The organism is Streptomyces sp. NPDC042100 (assembly GCF_055582325.1).
On sequence record NZ_JBVJDK010000008.1, the window covers coordinates 390,776 to 402,804 of the forward strand.

Annotated in this window: 10 protein-coding genes; 4 read left to right on the top strand and 6 right to left on the bottom strand. The window is 73.7% G+C overall.

The annotated features are described in order from the left end of the window. Positions 1-4: 4 nt before the first annotated feature. From ACZ6J5_RS20760 to ACZ6J5_RS20770, 3 genes are all read right to left on the bottom strand, one after another. Positions 5-1,768: an LCP family protein gene (locus tag ACZ6J5_RS20760; protein WP_469393527.1), complete on the bottom strand. Its 1,764-nt coding sequence runs from the start codon at positions 1,766-1,768 to the stop codon at positions 5-7. Between the two features lie 256 nt (positions 1,769-2,024). Then, positions 2,025-3,161, bottom strand: a complete 1,137-nt coding sequence (locus ACZ6J5_RS20765) for an LCP family protein (protein ID WP_469393529.1) — start codon at positions 3,159-3,161, stop codon at positions 2,025-2,027. Between the two features lie 315 nt (positions 3,162-3,476). Then, positions 3,477-4,232 carry a TIGR03089 family protein gene (locus tag ACZ6J5_RS20770; RefSeq protein WP_469393531.1) on the bottom strand — a complete coding sequence of 252 codons (756 nt, stop codon included), beginning with the start codon at positions 4,230-4,232 and terminating at the stop codon, positions 3,477-3,479. A 136-nt stretch (positions 4,233-4,368) separates the two neighbouring features. Between ACZ6J5_RS20770 and ACZ6J5_RS20775 the strand changes: the two genes are divergently transcribed. The 3 genes from ACZ6J5_RS20775 (at position 4,369) to ACZ6J5_RS20785 (ending at position 8,183) form a co-directional block, all read left to right on the top strand. Further along, the gene (locus tag ACZ6J5_RS20775) at positions 4,369-5,829 is read left to right on the top strand and encodes a peptidoglycan recognition protein family protein (RefSeq protein WP_469393533.1); all 1,461 of its coding nucleotides are present in this window, start codon (positions 4,369-4,371) and stop codon (positions 5,827-5,829) included. Between the two features lie 113 nt (positions 5,830-5,942). Further along, positions 5,943-7,025: a mannose-1-phosphate guanylyltransferase gene (gene manB / locus ACZ6J5_RS20780; RefSeq protein WP_469393535.1), complete on the top strand. Its 1,083-nt coding sequence runs from the start codon at positions 5,943-5,945 to the stop codon at positions 7,023-7,025. A 222-nt stretch (positions 7,026-7,247) separates the two neighbouring features. Further along, positions 7,248-8,183, top strand: a complete 936-nt coding sequence (locus ACZ6J5_RS20785) for a DNA-3-methyladenine glycosylase family protein (RefSeq protein ID WP_469393537.1) — start codon at positions 7,248-7,250, stop codon at positions 8,181-8,183. Positions 8,184-8,195: 12 nt separating this feature from the next. On the opposite strand, the gene ACZ6J5_RS20790 is transcribed toward ACZ6J5_RS20785, so the two are convergent. Genes ACZ6J5_RS20790 through ACZ6J5_RS20800 form a run of 3 tightly spaced genes read right to left on the bottom strand, consistent with a single transcriptional unit; the run spans position 8,196 to position 11,030 of the window. After that, complete coding sequence (locus ACZ6J5_RS20790) at positions 8,196-9,518, bottom strand: coenzyme F420-0:L-glutamate ligase (RefSeq protein ID WP_469393539.1); 1,323 nt, start codon at positions 9,516-9,518, stop codon at positions 8,196-8,198. Then, positions 9,515-10,507, bottom strand: a complete 993-nt coding sequence (gene cofD / locus ACZ6J5_RS20795) for a 2-phospho-L-lactate transferase (RefSeq protein ID WP_469393541.1) — start codon at positions 10,505-10,507, stop codon at positions 9,515-9,517. Before cofD ends, ACZ6J5_RS20790 begins: the two co-directional genes overlap by 4 nt. A 13-nt stretch (positions 10,508-10,520) precedes the next feature. After that, positions 10,521-11,030 (bottom strand): cysteine dioxygenase, encoded by a 510-nt coding sequence (locus ACZ6J5_RS20800; protein ID WP_469393543.1) that lies wholly within the window; start codon positions 11,028-11,030, stop codon positions 10,521-10,523. A 703-nt stretch (positions 11,031-11,733) separates the two neighbouring features. Here ACZ6J5_RS20800 and ACZ6J5_RS20805 point away from each other — a divergent pair. Beyond that, a complete protein-coding gene (locus ACZ6J5_RS20805; protein WP_046911872.1) occupies positions 11,734-11,997 on the top strand; it encodes a WhiB family transcriptional regulator in 264 nt (87 codons plus the stop codon). Positions 11,998-12,029: the final 32 nt, after the last annotated feature.

The window sequence follows — 12,029 nt, forward strand, 5'->3', positions numbered from 1 at the left end:
CGGGTCACTTCGCGCACACCTGCTTGTCTGCCGTCTGCGCACCCTCCGGCGCCTTCGCCGGACCGGTGAGGGGCACCCCCGCGCCCTTGAAGTCCGCGCCGAGGACGAGCGTCATGGGCTCGCGCTCCCCGGCGTCCTGCGTGCCCGGCTTGAGCGCCGTGGCGGGCAGGCCCATCAGGTCCGCGAGCTTGCGGGCCTGGTCGGCCTGGTTCGGTGCGTAGGTGAGCGTGGTCGCGGCCGCCTTCTCGGGGGCGTTGCTCTTGTTGGTCGACCTCGTCACGCCGTGCTCGTTCTGCAGCCAGTTGATGGTGGACTGGGCCGCGCCTCGGATCCCGCTGCCGTTGTAGACGTCGACGCGGACGTCGCGCGCGGTGGAGCGGGCACCCTTCAGGAGTTCCGCCTGGGCCTGCGCCTGGGCGTTCTTGGCGTCCTGCTGCTTCTTCTTCACCTCGGTGAGCGAGGTGTCGGACAGCAGCATCGAGAAGAGCTGCGGGGCCTTCACCGGGTCGGGGACCACGGTGATCGGCTTGGGCTCGTCGGGGTTGTCGATGACCGGCAGCGTCAGGAACGTGATGTTCTTGGTGTCGATCTTGGCGAGCTCCTCGGCGAGCGACGTGAGCTTCTTGATGCTCCCTATGCCCGTGTCGACGGTGAGGGCCTTGGTCGCCGCCTCGGCCAGCCCGTACATCTTGGTCGGGGAGCTGAGGGTGTCGTCCGACTTCATCTGCCGGATCATCGAGCTGAGGAACTGCTGCTGGACCTTGATCCGGTCCAGGTCGCTCTCGTTGCCGAAGCTGTGCCGGGTGCGGACGAAGGCGAGGGCCTGTTCGCCCTGGACGGTCGACTCGCCCGCCGGCAGGTCCAGCTTGGAGTCCTTGTCCTTGACGGGCTTCGCCAGGCAGACCTTCACGCCGCCGACGGCCGTGGACATCTCCTTGACGGCGTTGAAGTCGGCCATCATGAAGTGGTCCACGGTCAGGCCGGTGAGCTCCTTGACCGTGCGCATGGTGCAGCCGGGGTCGCGGTCGGACTGGCCGAGGCTGACGTTGAAGCGGGTCTTGGCCTGGCCGGGGATGGTCTTGACGGTGCCGTCGGGCATCTTGCTCTGGCACTCGGGGATCGTGGTCACCAGGTCGCGCGGGATGGACATCGCCGTGGCGTTGGTCCGGTCCTTGGAGACGTGGAAGAGGATCGTGGTGTCCGCGTGGCCGGGGCTGTCCTTGTCGCCGTAGCCCGCGTTGCCCTCGCCGGTCCGTTTGTCGGTGCCGATGACGAGGATGTTGAAGGCCTCGTCCTTGCGGAAGCCGCCGCTGCCCGCGCCGGGCACGTCGATGGTCTTCAGGTTGCCGTCGAAGTGGTTGTAGAGCGCGTACGCGCCCGCGGCGCCGCCGACGAGCACGAAGGCCATCGTGCCGCCGGTCCAGAGCAGGACCTTCTTCTTCCGCGACGTCCCGGGTCTGCGCTTGCGCCGGCCGACGGGCGGCTGACCGCCCGCGTCGACGGGACGCCGGCGCCGCTGGCCGGGCACGGGCGGCATGGTCTCCGGCGCCGGGGCCTGGCTCCCGGCGCCCTGCGGCTCGGGGCCGCCGCGGCCTCTCTGGCCGGGCGCGGCGGCGCTGCGGGCACCCGGGCGCGGGTGGGACGGAGCCTGCGGCGACTGCCCAGCGGAGCGGTCCAGTCGCAGTTCGTAGTTGCCGGTCTGCGGGTTGAGCACCCACTGGTCGGCGGGGTCGATCTCGTCCGCCCGTCCACGGCTGTGCGCGTCCACGGTTACTCGAGTCCTCCGTCGGTGCCACACGCGAGACGCCTCCCCCATGGGCGCTCGGTCCTTCGATCCAAAGAGTGCGCGACCACGCGGTCGGTAGCACCGGATCGCGTCACACTATCCGCCCAGTTCAGCGTGGGGCGACGTCCGTGACAAATTCCACGCCCCTTACAACCGGGCAATTTGCTCAAACCTCATGCTGCGCGTCCCTCCCCTTGGGTCCCGCTTTGCCATTCGTGTCACTCCGTGCCCTCCCAGGTCATCCCGCGCAACCCCCCTCCGCGGCGTTCCGCCCGGCGAAGGACGGGGTCTCCGAGGGGCTCGGGCCGCCGTCCGCCCGGTCGGGCTTCTCGTTGCCGCCGGGCCGTACGGTCACCGGCTTGTCGGCGCGCAGCGCGGCGAACAGCCGGTCGGCGTCCGGCTGTACTAGTTCGTCCCGATTCGCGTTGTGCGTGTACGGGCGCCGGGGCACCGTCAGGAACTGCACCTTCTGCGTCGGGATCGCCCGCATCGACCGCGCCAGGTCGTAGAGGTCCCGCAGCGAGTCGAGCCCCGGGTCGGTCGTGATCGACTTGGTGGCCGCGTCGAGCACCGGGTAGAGCCGGGTCGGGTTGAGCAGCACGCCGTCGCTCTGCACCTTGCTGACCAGCGCGCCGAGGAACTGCTGCTGGCGGTCCATCCGCTCGGTGTCGCTGCCGTTGCCGATCGACTTGCGGGCCCGGACGAAGCCGAGCGCCTGTTCGCCGTGGAGCGTCTGGCGCCCGGCGGGCAGCTTCAGGTGGGCGTCGGCGTCGTCGATCGGCTCCTTGAGGCAGATCTCGACCCCGTCGACCGCGTCCACCATCTTCTTGAAGCCCCGGAAGTCGATCACCATGTGGTGGTCGACCCGGATCCCGGTCATCTTCTCCAGGGTGCGGATCGTGCAGGCCGTGCCGCCGAACTCGAAGGCCCAGTTGAACTGCGCGAACTGCTCCTTGGTCCGGGTCCCGTCCGGCTTGGCGCAGCTGGGGACGGTCGTCATCAGGTCGCGCGGGATGGAGACGGCGGTCGCCGAGGAGCCGCCGCCCGAGAGGTGCAGCAGGATCGTGGTGTCCGAGCGCTGGCTGCCCTCGTCCTGCCCGTACTTCCCGTTCCCGGCACCGGCCCGGGTGTCGGAGCCGATCAGCAGGATGTTCCGCGCCGCGTTCACGGCGGGGGAGGGGCGCTCCTTCTCGTACTTCAGGAGCTCGGCCTCGGCGGTCGTGTCCGTGGTGATGTTGGCGTCCAGCTTGCGGTAGAACCACCAGCCGACCCCGGCCGCGGCCAGCACGACCAGCGCCACGGCCAGAGCGGTCCAGCGCAGCCAGTGCCTGCTGCGCCGCGGCGGCGGCTCCGCGCTGTCCGTGCTGTCCGTCACGTGTGCGTCCGTCCTCGAAGGCGTCTCCGGCGCGCCGGGCGGGCGTCGTCTCGCAGAACTAGACGGGCGGTCGCGGCGCTTGGTTGTGCGGAGGGCGTCGATACCCCCCGGCCGATCATGTACCGGAGTCGCCGCCGGGACCCGGGTACCCGGCGCGTCGGTAGGCCGGACGGGTGGGAGGGGGACGGGAGGGGGACGGGAGAGCGGGGCCAGGCGGGCTGGGCGGGCCGGGAGGGCCGGGCGGGGTCGGGTGGGGCGGGAGGGCCGGTGGTGCCCGCCCCGCCCCGCCCCGCGCCGCCCGGCCCGCCGTGCGGCTCAGTCGGTGAGGGTGACGGTCACCCGCTCGCTCTCCACCCGCTTGGCGAGTCCGTCCGCGTCCAGCCGGTCCAGGTTCCGGCACAGCACCACGGAGCCGCCGGCCGCCAGCGGGGCGTACAGCCCGGCGGAGAGCCCGGACCAGCCCTCGTACGGGCGCCCGCTGAGCAGCCGGCCCCCGGCCCCGAGTCCCAGCCCGGCGGCGTCCGCGCGGGCGCGCTCGACGAGCTGGGCGCCCGTCAGTTCCGTACCGTCGACGAGGAGGGCGGGCGCATCGGGATCAACCGGTACGAACGGGGCGAACCGGTCGCCCTGTCCCGGGACCTCCACGGCGTAGTCCGCGTACCCCGCGGGCGGCGCCGGGAAGCGGCGGCCCAGCGGGGCGAGGGAGAGCGCGATCCGGTCTCCCGAGCAGGCCAGGCCCGCCTCCAGGCCGTCCGGCCCCGCGACCACGTAGTCGGCGTCGGCCGGGTCGCCGCCGAGCTCCGCCGTGACGCCGACGGACGAGCAGGCGAGCAGCCAGACGGCGGTCTGCCAGTGCGCGGGCAGCAGCAGCGCGAGCCGGTCGCCCGGGGCGGCGGACAGCTCGCCCTGGAGCAGATTGGCCGTCTTCGCCACCCAATTGGCGAAGGTGGCCACCGACAATTCCACGCGTTCACCGGTGGCGTCGTCGTAGAAAGTGACCAAGGGGCGGGCCGGGTCCGCGGCGAGCGCGGATCGCAGCAGGTCGGCGGGGGTGCGGTCGCTGGCGTTCACGCGGGCAAGCGTACGCGCGGGGCGGTGCCGGGTCCGCCGTACCGGTGACCCGGTCCACCGGTCGGCCCGACGAGCCGTCAGTTTCCGTGCGGATTCCCGGCGCGCGGAACCCGCGCGGGGTGCGGACGATCGCCCCATGCGTGCCAACCTCGTCTCCTCGATCGCCGTCAGCTGCGCGGCGGTGCTCGCCCTGCCGCTCTCCCTCGCGACCCCGGCGGGCGCCACCGGCGCCTTCCCGACCGCGTCCTACGGCACGAGCGCGGCCCGCGCCGTACCGGAGCCCGCGGGGCCCGCCGCCGGGTCCGCCGAGCCCGCCGGGTCCGCCGCGCCGGCGGCCGCCGCCGAGCCCGCCGGCTCGACGCAGTCGCTCCCGCTCGAACCGCTCGCGGGCCCGCGCGGGCGGGCGCTGGGCTCCGCCGCCGCGGCCGGGCGGGGCCTGACCCGACGGGACGTCAGGCCCTTCTCCCTGGTCGGCGTGGTGTGGGACGACGTCCACACCGCGCTGCGCGGCACGGTCGAGGTCCGCACCCGGGCGACCGGAGGCGGTGTGTGGTCCGACTGGCAGGCGGTGGAGACCCACAACGACGAGCACGGCGCCGACCCCGAGAGCGCGGAGGGCCGCTCCCGCGCGCTGCGCGGCTCGACCGCCCCGCTGTGGGTCGGCGACTCGGACGGCGTCGAGATCCGCGTACGCCCGGAGGTGCGCCCGGAGGTACGCCCGAAGGGACGCCCGGAGGCGCGAAGGGCGGCGGGGACGGCGGACGGACCGCAGGGCGGGTCGGCCGAGGCGCCCGCCGCCCCGCTCCCCGCCGGCCTCCGCCTGGAGCTGGTCGACCCGGGCCCGGAACCGGCGGCCGGGTCGCGGGGCCGGACCGAGGACCGCTCGCTCCCGGCGGCCGGGGCGCCCGCCGCGCCGCTCGCGCTCCCGGCGCTGACCCGCGCGCAGACCCTGGCGGCGCTCCCCGCCGGGGCCGCCGCGGCGAAGCCGTACATCGGTCCCCGCCCGAGGATCATCACCCGCAAGGGGTGGGGCGCGGACGAGCGGCTGCGCGAGAAGGGCTTCGTCTACACCAAGACGATCAAGACGGTCTTCGTCCACCACAGTGCCACCGGCAACCGCTACACCTGCCGCCAGGCGCCGTCCGTGCTGCGCGGCATCTACCGCTACCACGTGAAGAGCAGCGGCTGGCGGGACTTCGGCTACAACTTCGCCGTCGACAAGTGCGGAAACATCTACGAGGGGCGCGCCGGGGGCGTGTCGAAGCCCGTCATGGGCGCCCACACGCTCGGCTTCAACACCGACAGCATGGGCATCGCGGTGCTCGGCAGCTACGGCGGCACCACCCCGCCGGCGGCCGCGGTGACCGCCGTCGCACGGCTGACCGCGTGGAAGCTCGGGCTGTACGGGGTGAATCCGCGGGCCAACACGTATCTCACCTCCGGCGGCGGAAACCTGTACAAGAAGGGCAGAAAAGTCAGGTTCCACGCGATCGCCGGGCACCGCGACGGCTTCGCGACCGAGTGTCCGGGCGCGCGCCTGTACGGAAAGCTCGGCACGGCCCGCGCGGCGTCGGCGAAGTACCAGGGGAGGCGCTGATGGGGCCGGGGGCTCCACCGTCTGCCTAGACTGACCGGTCATATCGTACGGACGGGCGAAACGTGCCTCCCGGGCGACGAGACCGGACCCGAGCAGGAAGCAGAGACGTACAGGTGACAGAAGCGATCCTCCTGGTCGGCGGTAAAGGCACGCGCCTGCGTCCCCTGACGGTCAACACGCCCAAGCCGATGGTCCCGGCGGCGGGCGTGCCCTTCCTGACCCATCAGCTCGCGCGGGCCCGCGCGGCGGGCGTCGAGCACATCGTGCTGGCCACCTCGTACCTGGCGGAGGTCTTCGAGCCGTACTTCGGGGACGGCTCGGCGCTCGGCCTGAGCATCGAGTACGTCACCGAGACCGACCCGCTCGGCACCGGCGGCGCGATCCGCAACGCCGCCTCCCACCTGCGCTCGGGCCCCGACGCCCCGGTCCTGGTCTTCAACGGCGACATCCTCACCGGGCTGGACATCCGGGCCCTGCTGGCCACCCACGAGTCCTCCGGCGCGGACGTCTCGCTGCACCTCACGCGGGTCGACGACCCGCGCGCCTTCGGCCTGGTCCCGACGGACGGCACCGGCCGCGTCACGGCCTTCCTGGAGAAGCCGCAGACGCCCGAGGAGATCGTGACGGACCAGATCAACGCGGGGGCCTACGTCTTCCGCCGCTCGGTCATCGACACCATCCCGACCGGCCGCCCGGTCTCCGTCGAGCGCGAGACCTTCCCCGAGCTGCTGGCCGGCGGCGCCCACCTCCAGGGCATGGTCGACTCCACGTACTGGCTCGACCTCGGCACCCCGCAGGCCTTCGTCCGGGGCTCCGCCGACCTGGTCCTGGGCCGCGCGCCCTCCCCGGCGGTGCCGGGCCGCTGCGGCGACCGGCTGGTCCTGGAGACGGCCGAGGTCGCGGCGGACGCGAAGCTGACCGGCGGCACGGTCGTGGGCCCCGGCGCGGTCGTCGGCGCGGGCGCCCGGATCTCGGGCTCGACGGTCCTGGAGGGTGCGGTGATCGCCCCCGGAGCCGTCGTCACGGACTCCCTGATCGGCGCGGGCGCCCGCGTCGGCGCCCGTACGGTGCTGACCGGCGCGGTCATCGGCGACGGCGCGGACGTGGGCGCGGACAACGAACTCCGCGACGGCGTCCGCGTCTGGTGCCAGGCCGTCCTCCCGGCGGGCTCGGTCCGCTTCTCCTCGGACCAGTAGCCCCGGCGGGCGCCGGGCCCGCGCGCGGGCGGCGGCCGGCCGGGCGGGGACCGGCGACGCCCTCGTCCCGACCCGCGCCCCGATACGCTCGTAGACATGGCAGGCCGCTTCACCCCTGGGACCTCTGGGACTCCTAGGACTCCTGAGACCTCTGGAACTCCTGGGACCTCTCGGACCTCTGGGTCCCCGGGGACCCCCTCAGCCCCCTCCACCCGCACCACCGTGCGCGGCGGCCACGTCCCCGTACCCGCCCCGGCGGACGAGGCCGGACCCGCGGGTGTGGCCCTGGGCCTGGGCCTGGACCTCGGCCTGACCCTGGGCCCGCTCCGCCGTGGCCCCGCCGACCCCACCTTCCGGGTCACCCGGGACGGCTCCGTCTGGCGGGTCAGCCGGACGCCCGACGGCCCCGGCACCCTGCGGGTACGCCCCGACGGGGCCCAGGCATGGGGCCCCGGCGGTCCCTGGCTGCTGGACCGGCTGCCGGGCCTGCTCGGCGCGGCCGACGACCCGGCCGCCTTCGTCCCCCGCCACCGCCTCCTCGCCGCGACGCACCGGGCCCGCCCCGGCCTCCGGCTGACCCGCACCGGGCTGGTGCTGGAGTCGCTGATCCCGACGGTCCTGGAGCAGAAGGTGACGACCGACGAGGCCTACCGGTCCTGGCGGCTGCTGGTGCGGAAGTACGGCGAGCCCGCCCCCGGCCCGGCCCCGGAGGGCATGTACGCGATGCCGGACGCCCGGGGCTGGGCGACGATCCCGTCCTGGGAGTGGCACCGCGCCAACGTCGACGGCAAGCGCTCCGCGACGATCGTGCGCGCCGCCCGGGTGGCGAACCGCCTGGAGGAGGCCGCCGCGATGGACCCCGCGGCGGCCCGCGCCCGCCTGGAACTGGTCCCCGGCATCGGCCCCTGGACCTCCGCCGAGACCGTCCAGCGCAGCAACGGCGCCCCCGACGAGGTCACCACCGGCGACCTCCACCTGCCCGGCATCGTCGGCTGGGCCCTCGCGGGCGACCGCACCGCCGACGACGCGGCCATGCTGGAGCTGCTGGCCCCCTACGCGGGCCAGCGGCACCGCGCCGCGCGCCTGATCCTGCTCAGCGGCCGGGTGCCGCCCCGCCGGGCGCCCCGGATGACGCCCGGCGACATCACCCGCCTGTGAGGCGGGGCGCGTTCAGCGCACCTCGATGAAGGCCCCGGCCCGCCGCGCCGGGCGGTCCTTCGGCGGCGCCGCCGGGCGCCCCACGGCGACCGCGCCCATCGGGTCCCAGTCCTCCGGCAGCCCGAGCACCTCCCGTACGACGTCCCGGCAGAACATCGTCGAGGACACCCACGCCGAGCCGAGCCGCTCCCCGGCCAGCGCGACCAGCAGGTTCTGCACGCCCGCGCCCGCCGCGACCACGAACATCTCGCGCTCGGCGGCGTCCCGGCGCGGGTCCCCGTAGTGGTGCGCGCCGTCCGTGACCAGGCAGGGCACGATCAGATACGGGGCGTTCCGCAGCACGTCGCCGCGGCGCACCCGCCGGGCGATGGACTCCTCCGGCTTTCCGTCGGCGCGCAGGTCCGCGATCCACGCGTCCCGCATGGCGTCGAGCAGCCGCAGCCGGGAGGCGGCCGATTCGAGCAGCACGAAGCGCCACGGGGTGGTGTGGTGCGGCGCGGGCGCCGTGACGGCGGCGGCGACGGCCCGCCGGACCGCCCCGGGGTCGACCGGGTCGTCGGTGAACTCCCGTACGGTGCGCCGCAGCGTCACCGCCTCACGGACCGCCTCCGAGGTGCCGAGCCGGAACATGTCGTCGGCGGCGTTGCGCACCAGCGCCCGGCCGCCCGGCTCCTCGTCGCCCGCGACCAGGTGGGCGAGCCCGCGCACGACGGCGACGGGCCGCCCGGCGGCCTTGCCCTTGACCAGGTCGCCCGCGGCGGCGAGCTCGTCGCCGGTGGCGACCACGGTCACGTTCAGCTCGTTGCCGTGGGAGTCGGTGACGCCCCGCAGGTCGTCCAGGACCCGCACCCCGGCCGCGCCGATGGCGACGTCGGTGAGCCCGCCGCGCCAGGGCCGCCCGAAGGTGTCGGTGACGACCACGCCCACGTCCACGCCGAGCGCCTCGCGCAGCCCCGCGCGGATCCGGCGGGCCGAGGCGTCCGGGTCCTCGGGCAGCAGCAGCACCGTCCCGGCGGGGGTGTTGGAGGCGTCCACCCCGGCGGCGGCCATGACGAGCCCCTGCCGGTTCTGCACGATCCGCAGCGTCCCGCGCCGGGCGACGACCCGTACGGTCTCGGCGTCGATCGCCGCCTCGCGGTCGTCGGCGGCGATCACCCGCCCCTCCGCCTTGCTCACGATCTTCGAGGTGACGATGAGGACGTCCCCGTCGAGCAGCCCCGGCGAGACGGCGGCGATCAGCTTGGCGAGGTCGTCCCCGGCCGCGACCTCCGGCAGCCCGTCGAGCGCCCACACCTCGTAGCGGGCCGCCCCGCCGGCGTCGGGCCCCCCGGTCACGCGCCGGCCCCGGCGTCCCCGTGGCCCGTCCCGGCGTCCCGGACCGCCTCGGCGAGTGCCAGCGCCTCGCGGGCCATCGCGGCCGTGGCGTCCAGGTCGGTCATCATCAGCGGCACCGCGCGGCAGCGGATGCCCGCCGCCTCGACCTCGGCGACCGCGTCCGCGTCGACGGTGTCGACGAGCCAGCCGCCGACCAGCTTGGGGCCGTAGTGCTTCGCCACGGCGGCGGCGGTGGCGTCCACGCCGACCGCCGCGAGCACCTTGTCGGCCATGCCGCGCACGGGCGCGTCGCCGACGATGGGGGAGAGGCCGACGACCGGCGCGGGCGCGCCGGCGACGGCCTCGCGGATGCCGGGCACGGCGAGGATCGTGCCCACGGACACGACCGGGTTGGACGGCGGGAAGAGGATGACGTCGGCGTCGGCGATCGCCTCCAGGACGCCGGGCGCGGGCTTCGCCTGCTCGGCGCCGACGGGCACGACGGCGTGCGCGTCCACGGAGGCGCGCAGCTTCACCCAGTACTCCTGGAAGTGCACGGCCTTCCGCTCGCCGTCCACGTCGATCGCCACGTGCGTCTCGACCCGGTCGTCGGACATCGGCAGCAGCCGGACGCCGGGCTCCCAGCGGGCGCACAGCGCCTCGGTGACGGCGCTGAGCGGGTAGCCGGCGCCCAGCATCTGGGTACGGACGATGTGGGTGGCGAAGTCGCGGTCGCCGAGGCCGAACCACTCGGGCCCGACCCCGTACGCCGCCAGCTCCTCCTTGACGGCGAAGGACTCGTCCTCGCGGCCCCAGCCCTGCTCCTCGTTGATGCCACCGCCGAGGGTGTACATCACGGTGTCGAGGTCGGGGCAGACCTTGAGGCCGAAGAGGTGGATGTCGTCACCGGTGTTGCCGACGACCGTGATCTCCGCGTCCGGCGCGGCCTGCTTGAGGCCGCGAAGGAAGCGGGCACCACCGATGCCACCGGCCAGAACCACAATGCGCATGGGCAGCAGTCTGTCAGGCGGGTACGACTCCCGGGGCCGCCGGGGCGCACTGCGCGCGCAGCGACTCGTGCATCGGCATCTCGGTGAGGCCGGGGTAGTAGACGTGCAGGCTGACGGCCGGTTCGAGGGAGTCGTTGGTGACCTCGTGGACGTAGCCGGGCGCGAAGACGCGCTGGGCGCCGGCGCCGACGGCGCGTACGCCGCGCTCCGTACGCTCCGTCAGCTCGCCCTGGAGGACGGTGAGGACGCCGGAGGAGGCGCCGTGGTCGTGGCCGCCGCTGCCCTGTCCGGGCAGCCAGGAGAGCAGCCAGACCTCGTAGCCGGGTCCGGTGCGCAGACGGTGGTACCAGCGGGTGGTGGCGTCGTACTCGACGTACGGGGCCCATGCGGCGCGGTCGGCGGCGATCTCGCGGGCGAGACCGGCGAACTCGGCGACGGTGGCGGGGTGCTCGCGGGCGGGCTGCAGGAGGTGCGGGACCTCAAGGATGTCGCCGGCGATCTGAAGGTCGCTGTCCATGTTCATGGGTGCGGTGGTTCCTCGGCAGAAGTGCTGGGGTGTCGCGATGCGGGGGAGGTGTCGCGGGGGCGGCGCGGGGGCCGCGGACGCGCGGCGGGAGGCCGCGGAGGGGGTGCCGGAGCGCTGCGGTGGGACGCGCGCGTCAGACGGCGGTCGGCAACGTCAACAGCAGGGACAGCAACAGCGACAGCTTTCCCAGGCAGCGCCGCGGAACCCACGGGCGTGGGTCGCGAAGGGCGCTGAGGTCGCTGGCATGGCACCAAAGTGGAGGGAGGGACACCCGACTGTCAACTCAATGCCCGATTTGGGGCTAATGTTTCACCTCATCCGGTTACTGTGCCCGGAGAAAGGTTTGTGCAGCGCGTGACCAGGACACATGGCGCAGCAGTCGCGTCCGTAAACGTGGCGGGGATCCCGTGATCAGACTGTGATCAGGATCGCTTCCGTGGCCGGATCGCAACAGGATCCGCGTCTCGTTCGTCCTTCTCTATGAGGACGCGACGATGAGTCAGGCCGATGGCAAGTGTCACGTTTTTTGGTGATTTGAACACTTTCCGTATACGTTTGGTTCCGCAGAGTGAATACGGGGCCCAATAGCAGATCTCGGCTTGACTCGCACAGAGCACGAACTTGTAATTTCACTCGTGTCGTTCGGCCGGATTCGGTAGCGGCAACAACACGGGGAAGCAAAGACAGACGAGGGGCGCAGATGACCGAGACGTTCCAGGAACTGCTGGTCGAGGACGCGGAAGAGGAACTCGGCTGGCAGGAGCGCGCGCTGTGCGCCCAGACCGACCCCGAGTCCTTCTTTCCCGAGAAGGGCGGCTCGACGCGCGAGGCCAAGAAGGTCTGCCTCGCCTGCGAGGTCCGCTCCGAGTGCCTCGAATACGCGCTGCAGAACGACGAACGCTTCGGCATCTGGGGCGGCCTCTCCGAGCGGGAGCGCCGCCGCCTCAAGAAGGCCGCCGTCTGAATCCGGCCACCGCCGGACCACCGCGCGCACCC

Coding starts and splice junctions, on each gene's coding strand:
- ACZ6J5_RS20775 (WP_469393533.1), top strand. CDS start 4,369: ATGCGTGCCAACCTCGTCTCCTCGATCGCCGTCAGCTGCGCGGCGGTG.
- cofD (WP_469393541.1), bottom strand. CDS start 10,507: ATGCGCATTGTGGTTCTGGCCGGTGGCATCGGTGGTGCCCGCTTCCTT.
- ACZ6J5_RS20800 (WP_469393543.1), bottom strand. CDS start 11,030: ATGAACATGGACAGCGACCTTCAGATCGCCGGCGACATCCTTGAGGTC.
- ACZ6J5_RS20805 (WP_046911872.1), top strand. CDS start 11,734: ATGACCGAGACGTTCCAGGAACTGCTGGTCGAGGACGCGGAAGAGGAA.